The following is an 18,245-nucleotide window of genomic DNA, read 5'->3' on the forward strand; positions in this document are numbered from 1 at the left end:
GTCACGCACGGGGGACCGAATCAGGACTTCGGCGTCGCCACCGCTGCCTGGGGCCGGATCGGGAGCCGGTTGACCGGGCGGCCGGTGGCCGAGCGGACGGCGGCGGCCACGGCGGCCGGGGACGTCACCACGGGGGCCGCGGAAGCCGGCTTGGCGCCGAAGGGGGCCACCACATCGCGTTCCTCGACGAGTTTGACGATGCGGATGTCCGGCGCGTCCAGGGAGGTCGGCAGGGCGTAGCCCGTCAGGTCGGGGTGCCGGATCAGACCGCGTGCGGTGCGGAGGTTCTCCGTCAGGGCGGTGCCGATGCCCTGGGTGATGCCCGCCTCGATCCGGGTCGCCAGCTGGGACGGGTTGAGGACCCGGCCGACGTCCTGGGCGACGGCCATCTCCACGACGCGGACCGAGCCGAGCTCGATGTCGACGTCCACCACCGCGCGGATCGCGCAGAACGCGAGGCCCACGAAGGCGTCGCCCTGCCCGGACTCGTCGAGCGGCTCGGTGGGGTGCGGGCGGCACTGGGCGGTGGCCCAGAGCTCCTTGCCGTCCATCGCCTCCGTGACGGTCGTGGACAGCACCCCGTCGTACGAGGTGATCTTGCCGTCGGCGATCTGGAGCAGCTCGGTGGACATGCCGAACTTGTGGGCCAGCGGCTGGAGCAGCTGGGTGCGGACCATCTTCGCGGCGCGTTCGACCGCTCCGGCGGAGACCCAGGTGTGGCGGCCGTGGGTGGCCGGTCCCGCCGGGGGCTGGTCGGTGTCGACGGAGGCCACGTGGACCTCCTCGATGCCCAGGGTCTCCTGGACGACCTGGCGGGCCAGTGTCGAGAAGCCCTGGCCCGTCTCGACGGCGGCGCAGATGACGGTGGCGGCCCCGTCGTGGACCCGGACCGTGGCCGTGGAGACCTCGTCGGCGCCCTCGGCGCCGAGCATGTGGACCATGCCGAGCGCGTATCCGACCCCGCGCCGCACCGCGCCGGGCTCGCCCGCGCCCTCCGGGCCGCCCGGGAGCAGCCAGTCGTCCTCCGGGGAGTCCTTGGGGAGCGAGGGGAGCGGGAAGTCCCTTACCGCACCGAGGAGTTCGGCGACGGGGGCGGGGCAGGTCACGGTCTGGCCGGTGGGCAGGATGTCGCCGGTGGACAGGGCGTTGCGCAGCCGCAGTTCGGCCGGGTCGATGGAGAGCTTGGCGGCCAGCTTGTCCATCTGGCCCTCGTAGGCGGCGCAGACCTGCATCGCGCCCTCGCCCCGGACGTGGCCGGACGGCGGGTTGTTCGTACGGACGGCCCAGCCCTCGATGAAGGCGTGCGGGACGACGTAGGGGCCGCAGGCGAACGCGACGGCGGCGGCCAGCGACTCGGAGGAGGAGTCGGCGTACGCGCCCGCGTCGAGGAGGATCTGCGCCTCGACCTTCACCAGCCGGCCCTCGGCGTCCGCGTGGTGGCGGTAGCGGAGCAGGGTGGGGTGGCGGTGCGCGTGGCCGAGGAAGGACTCCTCGCGGGTGGCGGCCAGCTTGACCGGGCAGCCGGTGCGCAGGGCGAGCAGACCCAGCGGGAGCTGGAATCCGGGGTCCTCGCGGTCGCCGGTCGCGCCGGGGACGCCGGTGACGACGACCTTCACCCGGTCCGGCTCCAGGCCGAAGCAGGCGGCGGCGAGGTCGCGGTCGGTGTGCGGGTCGGTGGAGGCGGTGTAGATCTCGACGCCGCCGTCGGGGCGGGGCACGGCGAGCCCGGCCTCGGCACCGATCGGCGCCGGGTCCTGGCGGCCGATGCGGTAGAGGCCCTCGACGATGACCTCGCCCACGACCTCCGGGTCGCCGTAGCGCAGCGGGATGTGGCGGATCAGGTTGCCGTCGGGGTGCAGCGGTTCGGCGGCGAAGGCCTTCTCCGGGTCGGTGACCGGTTCCAGCACCTCGTACTCGACGGCGATGGCGGCGGCGGCCAGCCGGGCCGTGTCGGGGTGGTCGGCGGCGACCGCGGCGATCGGCTCGCCGTGGTGGCGGACCAGGTCGGAGGCGAAGACGGGGCGGTCCACGACGCGGCGCCCGTAGGAGCTCTCGCCGGGGACGTCCTCGTGGGTGACGACCGCGCGTACGCCCGGCATCTCGACCGCGGCCGAGGTGTCGATCGACAGGATGCGGGCATGAGGGTGCGGAGAGCGGAGCACGGCCGCCCAGAGCAGTCCCTCGGCCCACAGGTCGGCGGCGTAGGGGAAGGTGCCCTCGGTCTTGGCGCGGGCGTCGGCCGGGGGCAGCGAGGCGCCCAGGCCGAGCAGTGGCTGCTCGGTCCCGGGGCCGTCGGGGCCGTCCAGTGAAGGAATGCTGATCGCCGTGTGGGTAGCGCCGGCCGCGGTGGCTGCGTCGTTGCTCACGCCATGCCTCCGTCCTGCAGATGGGCCTGCACACTACCCGCGCCGGGGGCCGCCTGGTGCGGGATGCGGGCCTCGTCCTGTTCCGCTGCTTCCGGTACGGGCGCGGAGGCGGCCTCGGAGGCTGCCTCGCGGCCCGCGATGACCTCGTTCACGGCGTCGAGCACGCCCCGGTAACCGGAGCAGCGGCAGAGGTTGCCGCAGAGCGCCTGGCGGGTCTCCAGCTCGCTGGGGGCGTGGTTGCCCTCCAGCAGGTCGTGGACGGTCATCGCCATGCCGGGGATGCAGAAGCCGCACTGGACGGCGCCGCAGTCGGCCAGCGCCCGCTGCACGTCGGACGGCTCGCCGTTGACGGCCAGACCTTCGACGGTACGGACCTCGCTGCCCGCCGCGGTGGCCGCGGGGACCAGGCAGGAGGCGACGAGACGCCCGTCCACCTGGACGTTGCAGGCACCGCACTCACCCTGCGAGCAGCCGTCCTTGGCCCCGGCGAGGCCGAGGCGCTCGCGCAGCACGTAGAGCAGCGACTCGCCGATCCAGGCGTCGGTGACGGGGCGGTCGGCGCCGTTCACGTGCAGCAGGTAGGAGGCGGAGGGGTGTTCGCTGGGCAGGTCGAGCGGAGCGGCCTCGACGGCGCCCGTATCCGTGGCGTCCGTGTCCGTGGCGTCGGGGTCCACGGCTTCGGCTTCCGTGGGCCCGGCGTCCGGTGCCGTCTCGACGCCCGTGACCTCGGCGTCCGTGACCTCGGCGTTGGTGCCCTTGGCGTTGGTGCCCTCGGCATCCGTGACCTCGGCGTCCGGTGCCGTCCCGGGGTCAAGTGCCGGTTCGACGGCCGGTTCGACGGCCGGTTCGACGGCCGGTTCGGCTGTGCCGGGGTGCTCCGGGCCGGGGTGCGGTGTGTCCTGGAGGGCTGCTCCGGGCGGGACTTCGTGGCCGGTGTCGTGCCCGGCCTCGTGCGGGCCGGGGGCCGGCTCCGGGGGCGGCGCGTCGGCGTCCCCGGCTCCGTCCGCGCTGTCGTGCGGCGCGTCCGGTGTGCCGGGGTCCGGCGGGGTGTCTTCCCCGGGCGCGGGCTCCGGCTCCTGCGTCGCCCAGGGCGCGGGCGCGCCGCCGGGCAGGGTGGCCGGCGGGGTCCGGTCCGCGTACCAGCCGGCGGCCAGCGCGGAGGCCGAGAACTCGCCGGACTCCTCCGGGAGATCGCCGTCGGCGACCGGGATCTGCCACTGGCCGGTGTGCCCCGCGGGCTCGGCGGACTCGGCGAAGCTCCACTGGCCGGTGTCGGCCCGGTTGTCGCGGTACCGGTCGGGGTACTGCTCCCCGGGCGCCTGCGGCTGGTGCGGGGGCAGTGTCTGCGGGGTCTGCGGGGTCTGCGGGTACCCGTACGGCGTCTGCTGCTGGTTCGGGTCGGGCCAGTGCACCGCCTCGGGGGCCGGCTGTTCGGCCTCCGAGCGGGGGTCCTGCTGGTCCGGTGTCCGGACGGCCCAGTTGCCGGTGGCGGCCGGGTCAGTCCCGGCGGCCGGGGTCAGCGGAAGGATCATCGGCGGCACGTAGCCCTGGCCGGGCGCGGCCAGCGGGATGTTCGCCAGGTCCTCCGGCGGCAAGTGGACGAAGGCGGTCGCGTCCGCGTCGTACTCGCCGCTCTGGGGGGTCGGCTCCCATCCCCCGTGCTGTTCGGTGTGGTCCTCGTTGCTCACGACAGTGCCCTCCCCAGTGCGCGTCGGGCCAGCGCGGCGACGGTGCGCCGCAGGTGCAGTACGGCGGGGGACAGCGGTGGCGCCTCTCCCCCGTCGGCGGGCGGTGGCTCGTCCGGGATGCAGGCGGCGGCGACGTACTCGCCGAACGCGGCCAGCGCGTCGGGCGCCAGACCCCGTTCGCCGTCCCAGTCGATCAGTGAGGCGATCCAGCGTTCGGCCTCCAGCGGCCGCAGCGGCATCGGCGCGATGGCGCCGACCGCGCAGCGCACTCCGCGCCGGGCCGGGTCGAGGACGATCGCGACGGAGGCGGTGGCACGGCCGGGGCCGGTGCGTCCCGTCGCCTTGAGGAAGACCTGCGGGGCGTGCAGCAGCGGAACGCGGACGAAGCCGATCAGTTCGGCGGGCTCCAGCATCTCGCGGCCCGCCAGCAGGTGCGAGACCGGGATCTCGCGGCGGGCGCCGCCGGGGCCCGCGATGACGAGTTCGGCCTCCAGCGCGGCGAGCACCGGCAGCGCGTCGCCGGTCGGGGCTGCGGTGGCGATGTTCCCGCCGAGCGTTCCGGCGTTGCGGATCTGGGGCGGTCCCGCGGCGCGTGCGGACGCGGCCAGGGCCGGGATGAGGGCGGCGAAGTCGGGACGCCCCATGCGGGCATGGGTGAGTCCGGCGCCGAGCAGGGCGTGGCCGTCCTGGTAGTGCCAGCCCCGGAGTTCGCTGATCCGGCCGAGGCCGACCAGCCCGGAGGGGCGCAGGAGGCCCTTGTTGACAGCCGACATCAGGTCCGTGCCGCCCGCCACGGGGACGGCGGCAGGCATGGCGCCGAGTGCCGCCACTGCCTCGTCCAGCGAGGCAGGCAGCGTGACGGACTGCGTCGCCTGCGGTGCTTGCGTGGTCAACCCAGCTGCCCCTTCCCGGTGTCCCGGCTGTCCCGTCTGTTTCGCCGTACGGTACGTGCTCAAAGCCTGGACGTGGCAACTCTGGCACATCTTCGGACCGGCCCGACGCGAGGGTCCGCGAAGGGAGTATCCGTCCCTGGCCAGGGAGATGATCCCGATTCGCACCTCTTCGGCGTGGAGTGCGAATTGCCACTATTCAGCGAGCTTGTACGGCTTGCTCCGGTCCACGGGAGAGTCACGGGAAAGTGCGGGAGGACGGGCGGGAAACTGTGCCGGAACAGCACGGAAGGGAGCGGTTCCGGCTGCCGCGGCAGCCGGAAGCGCTCCCTTCACGCGGGCTCACACGCGCGGGGGCGCTCCCTCGATCGGGCGTCCCAGGATGCCGGGCCGCCGCTGCCGGGGCAGCGGACCGCCCGGCGGCCGGTAGTCGACGCCGAGCGCGTCAAGTCGCCTGTAGTGCGTGGCCATCCGCCGCTCGAAGCCGGCGTAGTCCCGGTCCTCGGAGGCGGGCAGGGCCGACCAGGCGACCTCGGCGAAGGCGGCGAGGCGCGGGAAGACCTGGTAGTCGACGCGGGCCCGGTTCTGCATGACCTCGGTCCAGACGTTGGCCTGGGTGCCGAGGATGTGCCGGGCCGCCTCCTCGGAGAGGCCCGGCGGAACGGGTTCAAAGCGGTACACGTCCTCCAGGGTGCGGACGTACCCGATCGGCATCGGCTCGTCGGGGCCGCCGTGCTGACGGTGGTCCAGATAGACCTGCTGCTCCGGGCACATCACGACGTCGTGCCCGGCCTCGGCGGCGGCGATGCCGCCCCCGTAGCCGCGCCACGAGGAGACGGCCGCCCCCTCGGCGAGCCCGCCCTCCAGGATCTCGTCCCAGCCGATGAGGCGGCGGCCGCGTGCGGTGAGCCAGCGGTCGAAGTGCCGGATGAACCAGGACTGCAGCTCGTCCTCGTCGGCCAGGCCGAGTTCCTTGATGCGCGCCTGGGCCGTCGGTGACTGCTTCCACTGGTCCTTGGGGCACTCGTCGCCGCCGACGTGGACGAACGGCGAGGTGGCGGCGGGGAAGAGTTCGAGGACCTCCTCGAAGACGCCCTCGAAGAAGCGCAGGGTGTTCTCGGTGGGGGCGAGTACGTTCGGGGTGACGCCCCAGTCGTCCCAGACGGAGAGGGCGGTGGTGTCGATGACGTCGGTGTTGCCGAGTTCCGGGTAGGCGGTGATGGTCGCCTGCGAGTGGCCCGGGATGTCGATCTCGGGGACGACACGGATGTGCCGGGCCGCGGCGTACGCCACGATCTCGCGGATGTCGTCCTGCGTGTAGAAACCGCCGTGCGGGGTGTCGTCCCACAGCTCGGAGGCCCGGTGGCCGTGCTTCGTGCGCGAGCGCCAGGAGCCGGCCTCTGTCAGGCGCGGGTAGCGCTTGATCTCGATGCGCCAGCCCTGGTCGTCGGTGAGGTGGAAGTGGAAGACGTTCAGCTTGTGGGCGGCGAGGAGGTCGAGGTAGCGCAGGACGTCGGTCTTGGGCATGAAGTGCCGTGACACGTCGAGCATCATGCCGCGCCAGCCGAAGCGCGGGCGGTCCCGGACGGTGCAGCCCGGTACGGTCCAGACCCGGTCCGGGTTCACCGGCGCCTGCCGGAAGGCCTCGGGGCCGAGCAGCTGGCGCAGCGTCTGGACGCCCCAGTGCAGCCCGGCCGGGGCCGCGGCCCGGAGCGTGACGGCGTCGGCGTCGACGTCGAGCAGGTAGCCCTCGGGCCCCAGTTCGTCCGCCGCGGGTTCGATCCGCAGCCGGATCGCCCGCCCGGCGTCGCCCCGGCCCGGTGCAAGCGGCAGCCCGGTCGCGGCGCCCAGGGCGGCACGCAGCAGACGCGCGACCCCCTCGGTGCCCGGGGGCGCGTCGACCACGGTGTCCTGATCCAGAACGAAGCCGACCGCGTCGGTGGGGTATTCGGCGCTCAGGGGCGCCGGGATCAGATTGACCACGTCAGTCCTTAACCGCTCCGCCCAGTCCCGAGACCAGGCGTCGCTGTACGAGTACGAAGAAGACCAGCACGGGAACGGTCATCACCGTCGAGGCTGCCATGATCCCGCCCCAGTCGTTCTCATCGGGTTTGAAGAAGACCAGCAGCGCCATCGGGAGCGTCGACTGGGAGGTGTCGCTGATGATGAACGACTTCGCGAAAAGGAAGTCGTTCCAGGTCGAGATGAACGAGAAGACGCTGGTCGCCACCAGTCCGGGGAAGACCAGCGGGAAGAGGATCTGCCACAGGAAGCGGGCGCGGCTCGCCCCGTCGATGTACGCCGCCTCCTCCAGTGCGTCGGGGACAGCCTTGACGAAGCCGCGCAGCATCCAGATCGCGAACGGCAGCGAGAAGGCGAGGTGCGGCAGGATCAGCGAGCCGAGTGTGTTCAGCTGGCCGAAGTCCCGCATCAGGAAGAACAGCGGGATCGTCAGCGCCTCGACCGGCACCATCTGCGCGACCAGGAACATGATCAGCAGTGTGGTGCGGAAGCGGAATCTGAACCGGGTCACCGCCGTCGCCGCCAGGAAGGCGATCAGCGCGGACACGATGACGACGGTGCCGGCGACGAGCAGGCTGTTGAGGAAGTAGCGCCCGAAGTCCTGCTGCTGGAAGACCCGGCGGAAGGAGTCCAGGGACGGCGACAGCGTCCACGGCCTGGGGTGCGTGGACTGGATCTCGCCGGCCGGTTTGAGGGCGGAGAGCACCATCCAGTACAGCGGGAAGGCCACGGCGGCGGCGATCATGAGGGCCGCGGCCTCGGCGGCGAGCCGGCCGGGCCGGCGGACGCGCGACAGGGACGGCAGGCTCACAGTTCCTCCCCCTGGCGCCTCACCAGGCGCAGATAGACCAGCGTGACCGCCAGCAGGATCACCAGCATCACGACGCCGATCGCCGAGCCGAGGCTGTACTGCGAGGACGCGAACGCCTTCTGGTAGGCGTACACGTTGAGCACCAGGTTCTGGCCGGCGATGCCGCCGCCGTTGGTCATGACGTAGATCTGGGTGAAGACCTTGAAGTCCCAGATGATCGACTGGATGGTGACGACGATCAGGATCGGCCGCAGCATCGGCGCCATGACCGACCGCCAGATCCGCCACTGCGAGGCGCCGTCCAACGCCGCCGCCTCCAGCACCTCGGTGGGGATCGCCCGGATGCCCGCGTACACGGTGACCATCACGAACGGGAACGAGCACCACAGGACTTCGAGGAGCACCAGCGCGAAGGCGCTGTAGCGCCCGTACGTCCAGGAGAAGTCGCCGAGCCCCAGCACCCTGTTGACCGGCCCGAAGTCGGCGTCGAAGAGGAAGACCCAGACGGTCGACCCGGTGATCGCGGGGGTCGCCCAGGCGCCGAGCGCGGCCATCATCAGCGCGAGCCGCGGCAGGGCCCGCACCCGGGTCAGCAGGACGGCCAGCGCGCAGCCGACCAGCAGGGTGGCCAGCACGCAGACCGCCGCGAAGACCACGGTGGCCAGCAGCACCTGCCAGAACTGGCTGTCCCGGAAGAGCGTCGCGTAGTTGCCGAACCCCTGGAAGGTGGCCGGTTCGCCGCCGCTGACCTGGGCCTGGGTGTACTCCAGGAAGGAGATCAGGCCGAGCTGGTAGATCGGGTAGACCAGCAGCCCGCCGAGGAGGACGAGCGCGGGCAGCAGGTAGAGCCAGGGGGTCCAGCCGGACCGCCGGGCGGGGGAGGCGGAGGGGCGGCGCCGGGGCGGGCGGGGGGCGTCCCGGCCCGCTCCGGGTGCGCGGGGCGTTGTGTACGCCGTGCTGTTCGCCGTCATCGTCAGCCCGCGTCGGCGAACGCGGCGTCCATCTTCTTCGCGGCGTCGTCCGAGGCGCCGGCCACGTCCTTGCGGCCGCTGACGATCTCCTGGAACATCGTCGGCAGGATCATCGAGGAGTCGATCTGGCCCCAGGCGGGCGAGGCGGGGACGAACCTGGCGCCCGCACCGAGGGTCCTGACGAACGGTTCGACGAACGGCTCCTTCTTCGCGGCCGCGGCCAGCACGTCCGTGTACGTGGGCAGGAAGCCCATCGCGTCGAACATCTTCGCCTGGGTCTCCTTGCCGGTCAGCGACTTCATCAGGTCGACGGCGAGGGTGCGGTGCCTGCTGCTCTTCAGCACGCCGATGTTGTTGCCGCCCGCGAACGCGGGGGCGACGGAGTTCTCCGCCACGCCCGGCAGCGGCACGACCGCGTACCTGCCCTTCACCGTGCCGGCCTCGACGGCCGCGTGGCTGAAGTCGCCGCCGATGGCCATGGCGGCCTTGCCGGAGGCGAAGGCGGTGACGGTCGCGTTGCCGCCCATGGCTGCGCACTTGGCGGCCGGGCAGTTGGCGTCGCCGAAGAGCGAGGTGTAGGCGGTGATGCCCTTGCGGGCCTTCGCGCTGTTGATGGCCGCCTTGTACGAGGCTCCGCTCCCGTCGGCCAGTTCGCCGCCGTTGGCCCAGATGAACGGCATCGCGCCGTAGGTGTACGCGCCGCCGACCGCGAGTCCGTACAGGGCGGGCTTCTTCCGGTGGATCTTCTTCGCGGTGGAGATCAGTTCCGCCTGGGACTTGGGCGCCTCGATCCCCAGGTCCTCGAAGACGTCGGTGCGGTAGTACAGCGCCCTGACGCCGACGAAGAGCGGGGCGCCGTAGACCTTGCCGTCCACGGTCACGGACTGCTTGGCGGTCGGGTCGGTGTCCTTGGCGTCCGCCCAGGCGCCGAACTCGGGGCTGACATCGGCCAGTCCGCCGTCCTTCACGTAGCCGGCGGTGTCGGTGTTGCCGTACTCGATGAGGTCCGGGGCGCTCTTGGGGTCGTTGAACGCGGCCTTGACGCGCTGGGCGCGGGTCTCGACGGGGATGTACTCGATCTCGACCTTCGCGCCCTTGTGGGCCTTCCCGAAGTCCGCGACCGCGGCGTCGACGACCTTCTCCTTGGGCTTGTTGCCGACCTCCTGGAACAGCCAGACACGCAGCGTGCCGGTCTTCTCGTCCCCCTTGGCACCGGTGTCGGAGGTCTGCGGCGCGCAGGCGGTGGCGGTGAGACCCGCCAGCACAAGCGCCGCAGCCGGGGCGGCAATTCGGGCAGAAAGCTTCATCCGGGACCCCTACCGGTAGGCGTTGCAACATGCGCAACGCGCGTTTCGTTCTGCACAACTTGCAGGAGGGTAGGTCTAGACGAAGTCGCCGACAAGTGGTCTCAACCACTCTGTGACCCGCGGACGCGGCCCGTGCGACGCGGCGGGCCCGGAACGGCGGAGAACCCCCGGGGCACGCGGCTGCGTGCCCCGGGGGTTCTCCCGGACAGGTCGGTTCTGCTGCTGCGGACTACTTCTTGTCCTTGCCGCCCTTGCCCTTGTCCTTGTCGCCGCCGGCGCCCATGGACTCGTAGATCTCCTTGCACATGGGACACACCGGGTACTTCTTGGGATCGCGCCCCGGCACCCAGACCTTGCCGCACAGCGCCACCACGGGGGTGCCCTCCAGGGCACTCGCCATGATCTTGTCCTTCTGGACGTAATGGGCGTAGCGCTCGTGGTCGCCGTCGCCGTTCGACACCTGTGGCGTCGGCTCCACGAGGGTTCCCGTACCTGCCCCGCGATCGGGCTCAAGAGTGCTCATAACCGCCAAGCGTACTGAAAGCCAGGAGGATCAGTTCAGCGAAGGGTCGTCCGGGTACGTGGCGACCATGGCCAGTTCGCTGCGCTGACGGCGCAGGACAGCCCTCCAGAGGCTCTCCGGGCGGGGCGAGGAGACATCCCCCGGCTCCGACTCGACGACGTACCAGGCGCCCTCGGAGAGTTCCGACTCCAGCTGTCCGGGCCCCCAGCCGGCGTAACCGGCGAAGATCCGCAGCGAGCCGAGGGCCGCGGCCAGCAGCTCGGGGGGCGCCTCCAGGTCCACCAGCCCGATCGCCCCGTACACCCGGCGCCAGCCGAGCGGCCCCTCGTCCCCGGGGATCACCGCCACCCCGAGCGCGGAGTCGAGGGAGACCGGGCCGCCCTGGAAGACGACGTCGGGTTCACCGGTCAGACCGGCCCAGGACGCCAGGATGTCGACGACCCCGACCGGGGTCGGGCGGTTCAGGACCACGCCGAGCGAGCCCTCCTCGTCGTGGTCGAGGAGCAGCACCACCGCGCGGTCGAAATTCGGGTCCGCCAGGGCGGGTGCGGCCACGAGCAGCCGCCCTGTGAGCGAGGACACCTCGGTCATGCCAGAAATGATCCCGCATCTTCGGCCTTCGCGGGGGCCAAGTCACCCGGTCGCCGCCCCGAGTGCCCGAGCGCAGCTCAGGGCGCACGGGGGCACGAGGAGCGCACGTCCGGGCCCCCATCCGGACGGTAACCCTCCGCAAGATCCAGGACGCGGAGCGTGTTGTGGCGGATTCATGACGTTCGTACACCCCCCGCTTTCTTACGGATGGGGGGCGTACGGCCATTACCCTTTCGATTGGCCCCCTGCCCGACCACTCCGGAACGCGAGATTCATGACCGGCACAGACGATGTCCTGCTTGTCCACGGCGGAACCCCGCTGGAGGGCGAGATCCGCGTCCGAGGCGCCAAGAACCTGGTGCCGAAGGCAATGGTCGCCGCGCTGCTCGGCAGCGGGCCCAGCCGACTCCGCAACGTGCCCGACATCCGCGATGTGCGGGTGGTCCGCGGGCTCCTCCAGCTGCACGGCGTGACGGTCCGTCCGGGTGACGAACCGGGCGAGCTGATCCTCGATCCCACGCACGTCGAGAGCGCGAACGTCGCCGATATCGACGCCCACGCGGGCTCGTCGCGCATCCCGATCCTCTTCTGCGGCCCGCTGCTGCACCGGCTGGGACACGCGTTCATCCCGGGGCTCGGCGGCTGCGACATCGGCGGCCGGCCGATCGACTTCCACTTCGACGTGCTGCGCCAGTTCGGCGCGACGATCGAGAAGCGGGCGGACGGCCAGTACCTGGAGGCCCCGCAGCGGCTGCGCGGCACCAAGATCCGGCTGCCGTACCCGTCGGTGGGCTCCACCGAGCAGGTGCTGCTGACGGCCGTGCTCGCCGAGGGTGTCACCGAGCTGTCCAACGCGGCCGTGGAGCCGGAGATCGAGGACCTCATCTGCGTACTGCAGAAGATGGGCGCGATCATCTCCCTGGACACCGACCGGACGATCCGGATCACCGGTGTCGACCGTCTCGACGGCTACACGCACCGCGCGATCCCGGACCGCCTGGAGGCCGCCTCCTGGGCGTCCGCGGCGCTGGCGACCGAGGGCAACATCTACGTCCACGGGGCGCAGCAGCGCTCGATGATGACGTTCCTGAACACCTTCCGCCGGGTCGGCGGCGCCTTCGAGATCGACGACGAGGGCATCCGCTTCTGGCACCCGGGCGGCGCGCTGAACGCCATCGCGCTGGAGACGGACGTGCACCCCGGTTTCCAGACCGACTGGCAGCAGCCGCTGGTCGTGGCGCTGACGCAGGCCGCGGGCCTGTCGATCGTCCACGAGACGGTGTACGAGTCCCGGCTCGGCTTCACCTCTGCGCTCAACCAGATGGGTGCGCACATCCAGCTCTACCGCGAGTGCCTGGGCGGCTCCGACTGCCGCTTCGGGCAGCGCAACTTCCTGCACTCCGCGGTCGTCTCCGGGCCGACGAAGCTCCAGGGCGCGGATCTGGTCATCCCCGACCTGCGCGGCGGTTTCTCGTACCTGATCGCCGCCCTGGCGGCGCAGGGGACGTCCCGGGTGCACGGGATCGACCTGATCAACCGCGGCTACGAGAACTTCATGGACAAGCTGGAGAAGCTCGGCGCGAAGGTGGAGCTGCCGGGCGGTTCACTCGTCTGATCCGCCCGCCGGACCCACATCGGGGCCGGTTCCCGGAGGCGAGCGCTTCCGGGAACCGGCCCCGGCGTGTGTCCGGGGAGCCGACGCTCGGAGACGTTTGCAGTTGATCACGGTCCCCTTGCCGCCGCCCCGGGGCAGCGTCAGCCGGACGCCGCGCCCCGTCACGCACATGTGGAGCGTGTCCACGGGCCAGAGCGTCCCGGCCCGGCGGTCCGGCGCCGGACGGGCAGCGTGGTGTGTCCGGACACGGTTCCCCCGAATGCCGGTACGTCAGCGATCGACGGCACCTGCCCGAGGCCGGGGGCTCAATGCAGGGCGTCGTCCTCCGCACCGGTAGCCCGGAATCAGCCGGTGTCGCCCCGGAAGGCCCAGAACGGGCCCTCTGCGGCTCGCATGCCGAAGGGCGGCCACCCTGGTCGGGGTGACCGCCCTTCGTGGTGCCAGGGGGTGTTACTTGCCCTTGGCGGCTTCCTTGAGCTTCGAGCCCGCGGAGACCTTCACGCTGTAGCCGGCCGGGATGTTGATCGGGTCGCCGGTCTGCGGGTTACGCGCGGTGCGAGCGGCACGGTGGGTGCGCTCGAAGGTCAGGAAACCGGGGATGGTGACCTTCTCGTCGCCCTTGGCGACGATCTCACCGACGGTCTCGGCGAGCGCGGCCAGCACGGCGTCGGCGTCCTTGCGAGTCACCTCGGCGCGGTCGGCCAGGGCGGCCACCAGCTCACTGCGGTTCATGTTGTTACTCCCGTGTTCTTCTTGCCTGTGAGGCGTGAGATCGAAGCCGATGCTGCCAGGGCCCTCGGACAGTCCCCGGACTCGGGTCCGTATGAGAACCCTCGCGCCCCGTGGGGTCTCCCCCCGGACGAAGTCCTTGGGAAAGCATCCTGCCCCCACCTGCGGCGGGAAAGCCAATCCGGCACCCTCCGGAGTCACACGAAAAGCGCCACTGCCTCGTCGTGGTGACGTTCCGTCGACTCCCCGGAAGCGGTCCGCAGCGGGTGCGGGGCTCCGCGGGACGCGTCGCCCGCCCACCCTAAAGGGGCGTTTGGGGCGCCGCGACCCGCGACGCGCCGGACATCAGACGGACGTGGGACCCGTCACAGCCGCGCCGGCCGCCTTGGCGGCGTCCCGGACCGCTCCGGCGACCGCTCCCGCGACCTTGTCGTTGAAGACCGACGGGATGATGTAGTTCGCGTTCACCTCGTCCTCGGCGACGACATCGGCGAGGGCGTGCGCGGCGGCGAGCATCATCTCCGTGTTGACGGTCCGGGACTGGGCGTCCAGGAGTCCGCGGAAGACACCGGGGAAGACCAGGACGTTGTTGATCTGGTTGGGGAAGTCGGAGCGGCCGGTGGCCACGACCGCCGCCGTCTCGCGGGCGACCGCGGGGTCGACCTCGGGGTCCGGGTTCGCGAGCGCGAACACGATCGCGCCGTCCGCCATGGCCGCGACATCGGTCCCGTCCAGCACGTTCGGGGCCGAGACGCCGATGAAGACGTCGGCGCCCACGACAGCCTGCTTGAGGGTGCCGGTGACGGACTCCGGGTTGGTGTTGTCGGCGATCCAGCGCAGCGGCGAGTCCGGCGCGGCGGAGACGAGGTCCTCGCGGCCGGAGTGCACCACGCCGTGGATGTCGGCGACGACCGCGTGCTTGACGCCCGCGGCGATGAGGAGCTTCAGGATGGCCGTACCGGCCGCCCCGGCGCCGGACATGACGACCCGCACGTCCCCGATGGCCTTGCCCACCACGCGCAGCGCGTTGGTCAGCGAGGCCAGGACGACGATGGCGGTGCCGTGCTGGTCGTCGTGGAAGACGGGGATGTCCAGGGCCTCGCGCAGCCGGGCCTCGATCTCGAAGCAGCGCGGCGCGGAGATGTCCTCCAGGTTGATGCCCGCGAAGCCCGGTGCGATCGCCTTGACGATCGCGACGATCTCGTCGGTGTTCTGGGTGTCCAGGCAGATCGGCCAGGCGTCGATGCCGGCGAACCGCTTGAAGAGGGCCGCCTTGCCCTCCATCACCGGGAGGGCGGCCATCGGGCCGATGTTGCCGAGGCCGAGCACCGCGGAGCCGTCCGTCACGACTGCGACGGAGTTGCGCTTGATGGTGAGGCGGCGGGCGTCCTCGGGGTTCTCGGCGATCGCCATGCAGACCCGGGCCACACCGGGGGTGTAGATCATCGAGAGGTCGTCACGGTTGCGGATGGGGTGCTTCGACTGCATCTCGATCTTGCCGCCGAGGTGCATCAGGAACGTACGGTCGGACACCTTGCCGAGGACGACACCCTCGATGTCGCGCAGGCCTTCGACGATCTCGTCGGCGTGCGACGTGGAGGAGGCCGCGATCGTGACGTCGATCCGGAGCTTGTCGTGGCCGGAGGCGGTCACGTCGAGGCCGGTGACCGAACCACCTGAGGACTCCACGGCCGTGGTGAGCTGGGAGACCGCTGTGCCGCTCGCGGGCACCTCCAGCCTGACCGTCATCGAGTACGAGACGCTGGGCGCCGTTGCCATGGCCGAGTCCTTCGCTTTCCTTAGCTTCATTGCTACGCGGCCGGGTCCGTCAACGAGAACGGACCCGCACACGCCTTCAGATATTCGCACCTACCGGTGGGTAGCCGGTAATGACTGCCGCACTTCGGAAAGCATTTTCCACCATACGAGATATGACGGCTCCAGCGGAACCCCGGCGGGCGCACGTCTCACCCTGCACCCCGGCGCGTCACGGGCCGCGTCCGGGGCCCGTGAAACAGAAACAGACCCGCGCCACCAGGAGGTGACGCGGGTCTGTCTTCTTCGGTCAAGCGGCACCGGCCCGCCATGCTCGCCTCGCGGCAAGTGGTCGCTCGAAGCGACTAAGGTTGGGCCCGGGGGCTTGGATCGAGCCGATGCCGACTCCAGGCTAACAAACACCCCGGAGAAGTGATTCCCGTAGCGCGTGTTGACCCAGAAAAGGCTTCTCGGCCCGCTGCCGCGGCGGTGGGCGTCAGTCCCTCAGCAGGTCCGGCACCCCGTCCTCGTCGGGCAGGTCCCGCTCCCCCGACACGACCGTGAGCTGCTGCGTGGCCCGCGTCAACGCGACGTACAGCACCCGCAGCCCCGCCGGGGACTCGTCCGCGATCTCCGCGGGCGAGACGACCACCGTGGCGTCGTACTCCAGGCCCTTCGCCTCCAGGCTGCCCAGCGCGACCACCCGTTCGCCGAGTTCCGCGAGCCACTTGCGGGCCTGGGCCCGCCGGTTCATCGCGACGACGACCCCGACCGTGCCGTCCACCTCGCCGAGCAGCCGCCGCGCCTCCTCGCGCACGGTCGCGGCCAGATCGCCGTCCCGTACGGTCTCGAAGCGCGGCCGGACGCCCGTGGACCGGACGGCCGCCGGTGACTCCATGCCGGGCATCGCGAGCGCGAGGACCTTGGCGGCGAGTTCGGCGATCTCCGCCGGGTTGCGGTAGTTGACGGTCAGGGTGAAACGGCGGCGCGGGCGGTTGCCGAGCGCCTCGTCGCGCGCCGCGGCCGCCTCGTCCGGGTCGGACCAGGACGACTGCGCCGCGTCCCCGACGATCGTCCAGGTGGCGTGCCGGCCGCGGCGGCCGACCATCCGCCACTGCATGGGCGTGAGGTCCTGCGCCTCGTCGACGATGACGTGCGCGTACTCCGTGCGCTCCGCCGCGAGCCGTTCGGCCCGCTCCCACTGCGTCTCCTCCCGCTGCGGCATCAGCTCCTCCAGACCGGTGAGGTGGTCCAGCGGGTCGAACTCGCGTGTGCGCTTCGGCCGGTTCGGGGTGCCGATCAGATGCTGCAACTCGTCCAGCATCGCCACGTCGTGGACGGACAGCGGCCCCTGCCCCGCGCTGTCGAGGCGCTTCAGGGAGCGCGCGAGCCGGCGCACCTCGCCCTGGTTGAGGATCCGGCGCGCCCATCGGGCGAGCCGCTTCTCGTCGGCCATCGCGGCGAGCACCCCGCGCGGGGTGAGCTCGGGCCACCAGGCGTTCAGGAACTGGATGAACGGCGTCTCGGTGGAGACGTCCTCGTCGAACGACGAGCGCAGTTCGGCGGCCAGCTCCTGATCGGTGTAGCGGCCCCGGCCGGACGACCTGCTCCACAGCGCGTCCAGCAGCAGTTTGCGGGCGCGCGGGCGCAGCAGGTTGACCGGTGCGGTACCGCTGAGGACGTTGTTCCGGATGCGCCGGAGCTCGTCCTCGTTCAGCTCGACCCGGGCGCCGAAGGCCACCACCCGCAGCCTGGTGGGCGTGGCGGCCTCCCGCGGGGCCTCCTCTGGCTCCCCGAACGCCAGCTGGCCGTCGTCCCCGGCGGCCGGCCGGGCCATGGGCTGTTCCAGCGCCCCGCGGGCCGCCTTGCGCAGCACGTGGAGGATCCGGGACGAGCCCTTGATCCGGGCGACGGCCGGTTCGTCGTAGGTGGTGGCGCCCGCCGTGCCCGCCGCCTCGTCCGACAGCGAGCCGACCGCGCGGATCGCGACCTGGCCCTCCTCGCCGAGCGAGGGCAGCACCCCTTCGGTGTACGCGACCAGCAGCGGGGTCGGCGAGACGACGAGGATGCCGCCCGCGTACCGCCGCCGGTCCTGGTAGAGCAGGTACGCGGCACGGTGCAGGGCGACCGCGGTCTTGCCGGTGCCGGGACCGCCGGAGACCTCGGTGACCGAGGCGGCGGGCGCCCGGATCACCAGGTCCTGCTCGGCCTGGATGGAGGAGACGATGTCCCGCATGGTGTGGCTGCGGGCCTGCCCGAGCGCCGCCATCAGCGCTCCGTCCCCGATGACGGGGAGCTTCTCGCCCCCCAGGTACGCGGTCAGCTCGGGACGCATCAGGTCGTCCTCGACCCCGAGGACCCTGCGGCCCTTGGAGCGGATGACCCGGCGGCGTACCACCCGGCCCGGTTCCTTCGGCGTCGACCGGTAGAAGGGCGCGGCGGCCGGCGCCCGCCAGTCGATGACCAGGGGCGCGTAGTCGGAGTCGAGGACCCCGATCCGGCCGATGTGCAGTGTCTCCGCGATGTCGGCGGTGCTGTCCTTCCGTACTGCGTCGTCGGCCGGCTCCACGGAGGTGAACGCGCCGTCGGGGCCGCGCTCACCGTCCTTGCCGAGCAGCAGGTCGATCCTTCCGAAGAGGAAGTCCTCGAACTCGCTGTTCAGCCGGTTGAGGTGGACTCCGGCCCGGAACACCTGGGCGTCGCGCTCGGCGAGCGCCCCCGGTGTCCCGACCTGGCCGCGTTTCACGGCATCACTCATGAGAAATTCCGCCTCGTGGATCTTCTCCTCGAGGCGGCGGTACACATGGTCGAGATGTTCCTGCTCGACACCGATTTCCCGGTCCCGCAACGAATCGACAGCGGCATCCTGCGCGGCCACTGAGACCCCCTTCTGACGTGCATTGGGCAGCCGTCAACCCTATGCGACGCGGGGCCCGTCGCGCACCTGCCACGAGCAAGTGATCTCGCCGGCCGGAAC

13 protein-coding genes are annotated in these 18,245 nt (G+C 71.6%); 1 reads left to right on the forward strand and 12 read right to left on the reverse strand.

The features are described 5' to 3' along the window. Positions 1 to 20: 20 nt before the first annotated feature. From ACIO3R_RS03235 to ACIO3R_RS03275, 9 genes are all read right to left on the reverse strand, one after another. Entirely contained in the window at positions 21 to 2,366 is a 2,346-nt protein-coding gene (locus ACIO3R_RS03235) for a xanthine dehydrogenase family protein molybdopterin-binding subunit (RefSeq protein ID WP_385037175.1), read from the reverse strand. Continuing rightward, positions 2,363 to 4,054 carry a 2Fe-2S iron-sulfur cluster-binding protein gene (locus tag ACIO3R_RS03240; RefSeq protein WP_402102773.1) on the reverse strand — a complete coding sequence of 564 codons (1,692 nt, stop codon included), beginning with the start codon at positions 4,052 to 4,054 and terminating at the stop codon, positions 2,363 to 2,365. Before ACIO3R_RS03240 ends, ACIO3R_RS03235 begins: the two co-directional genes overlap by 4 nt. Then, a complete protein-coding gene (locus ACIO3R_RS03245; RefSeq protein ID WP_073738181.1) occupies positions 4,051 to 4,947 on the reverse strand; it encodes a xanthine dehydrogenase family protein subunit M in 897 nt (298 codons plus the stop codon). Before ACIO3R_RS03245 ends, ACIO3R_RS03240 begins: the two co-directional genes overlap by 4 nt. 339 nt (positions 4,948 to 5,286) lie before the next feature. Next, entirely contained in the window at positions 5,287 to 6,927 is a 1,641-nt protein-coding gene (locus ACIO3R_RS03250; RefSeq protein ID WP_402102776.1) for a beta-N-acetylhexosaminidase, read from the reverse strand. 1 nt (position 6,928) lies between these two features. After that, a complete protein-coding gene (locus ACIO3R_RS03255) occupies positions 6,929 to 7,711 on the reverse strand; it encodes a carbohydrate ABC transporter permease (RefSeq protein WP_385041684.1) in 783 nt (260 codons plus the stop codon). 62 nt (positions 7,712 to 7,773) lie between these two features. Continuing rightward, positions 7,774 to 8,748, reverse strand: coding sequence for a carbohydrate ABC transporter permease (locus ACIO3R_RS03260; RefSeq protein WP_402102779.1), 975 nt, complete (start codon positions 8,746 to 8,748; stop codon positions 7,774 to 7,776). Positions 8,749 to 8,750: 2 nt separating this feature from the next. After that, positions 8,751 to 10,055 carry an extracellular solute-binding protein gene (locus tag ACIO3R_RS03265; RefSeq protein WP_402102782.1) on the reverse strand — a complete coding sequence of 435 codons (1,305 nt, stop codon included), beginning with the start codon at positions 10,053 to 10,055 and terminating at the stop codon, positions 8,751 to 8,753. 229 nt (positions 10,056 to 10,284) lie between these two features. Beyond that, positions 10,285 to 10,578, reverse strand: coding sequence for a DUF3039 domain-containing protein (locus ACIO3R_RS03270; protein WP_073723799.1), 294 nt, complete (start codon positions 10,576 to 10,578; stop codon positions 10,285 to 10,287). Between the two features lie 30 nt (positions 10,579 to 10,608). Further along, on the reverse strand, positions 10,609 to 11,169 hold the full coding sequence (locus tag ACIO3R_RS03275; protein ID WP_385041935.1) for a YqgE/AlgH family protein: 561 nt from the start codon (positions 11,167 to 11,169) through the stop codon (positions 10,609 to 10,611). Between the two features lie 274 nt (positions 11,170 to 11,443). Here ACIO3R_RS03275 and murA point away from each other — a divergent pair, with 274 nt between their 5' ends. Then, on the forward strand, positions 11,444 to 12,784 hold the full coding sequence (gene murA / locus ACIO3R_RS03280) for a UDP-N-acetylglucosamine 1-carboxyvinyltransferase (RefSeq protein WP_327337128.1): 1,341 nt from the start codon (positions 11,444 to 11,446) through the stop codon (positions 12,782 to 12,784). A 450-nt stretch (positions 12,785 to 13,234) separates the two neighbouring features. Here the strand turns inward: murA and ACIO3R_RS03285 are convergent, their stop codons facing one another. The 3 genes from ACIO3R_RS03285 to ACIO3R_RS03295 form a co-directional block, all read right to left on the reverse strand. Then, positions 13,235 to 13,516, reverse strand: coding sequence for an HU family DNA-binding protein (locus ACIO3R_RS03285; RefSeq protein WP_003968811.1), 282 nt, complete (start codon positions 13,514 to 13,516; stop codon positions 13,235 to 13,237). 342 nt (positions 13,517 to 13,858) lie between these two features. Beyond that, positions 13,859 to 15,292, reverse strand: coding sequence for an NAD-dependent malic enzyme (locus ACIO3R_RS03290; RefSeq protein ID WP_363030633.1), 1,434 nt, complete (start codon positions 15,290 to 15,292; stop codon positions 13,859 to 13,861). Between the two features lie 472 nt (positions 15,293 to 15,764). After that, positions 15,765 to 18,071, reverse strand: coding sequence for a HelD family protein (locus tag ACIO3R_RS03295; RefSeq protein ID WP_402102975.1), 2,307 nt, complete (start codon positions 18,069 to 18,071; stop codon positions 15,765 to 15,767). Positions 18,072 to 18,245 lie beyond the last annotated feature (174 nt).

The organism is Streptomyces sp. NPDC087428, from assembly GCF_044744085.1.
Taxonomy (GTDB): Bacteria; Actinomycetota; Actinomycetes; order Streptomycetales; family Streptomycetaceae; genus Streptomyces.

What these genes read in the sequence shown, in the direction of transcription:
- ACIO3R_RS03255 (WP_385041684.1), bottom strand. Translation starts at nt 7,711, where the DNA reads ATGATCGCCGCCGCCGTGGCCTTCCCGCTGTACTGGATGGTGCTCTCC.
- ACIO3R_RS03260 (WP_402102779.1), bottom strand. Translation starts at nt 8,748, where the DNA reads ATGACGGCGAACAGCACGGCGTACACAACGCCCCGCGCACCCGGAGCG.
- ACIO3R_RS03265 (WP_402102782.1), bottom strand. Translation starts at nt 10,055, where the DNA reads ATGAAGCTTTCTGCCCGAATTGCCGCCCCGGCTGCGGCGCTTGTGCTG.
- ACIO3R_RS03270 (WP_073723799.1), bottom strand. Translation starts at nt 10,578, where the DNA reads ATGAGCACTCTTGAGCCCGATCGCGGGGCAGGTACGGGAACCCTCGTG.
- ACIO3R_RS03275 (WP_385041935.1), bottom strand. Translation starts at nt 11,169, where the DNA reads ATGACCGAGGTGTCCTCGCTCACAGGGCGGCTGCTCGTGGCCGCACCC.
- murA (WP_327337128.1), top strand. Translation starts at nt 11,444, where the DNA reads ATGACCGGCACAGACGATGTCCTGCTTGTCCACGGCGGAACCCCGCTG.
- ACIO3R_RS03285 (WP_003968811.1), bottom strand. Translation starts at nt 13,516, where the DNA reads ATGAACCGCAGTGAGCTGGTGGCCGCCCTGGCCGACCGCGCCGAGGTG.
- ACIO3R_RS03290 (WP_363030633.1), bottom strand. Translation starts at nt 15,292, where the DNA reads ATGGCAACGGCGCCCAGCGTCTCGTACTCGATGACGGTCAGGCTGGAG.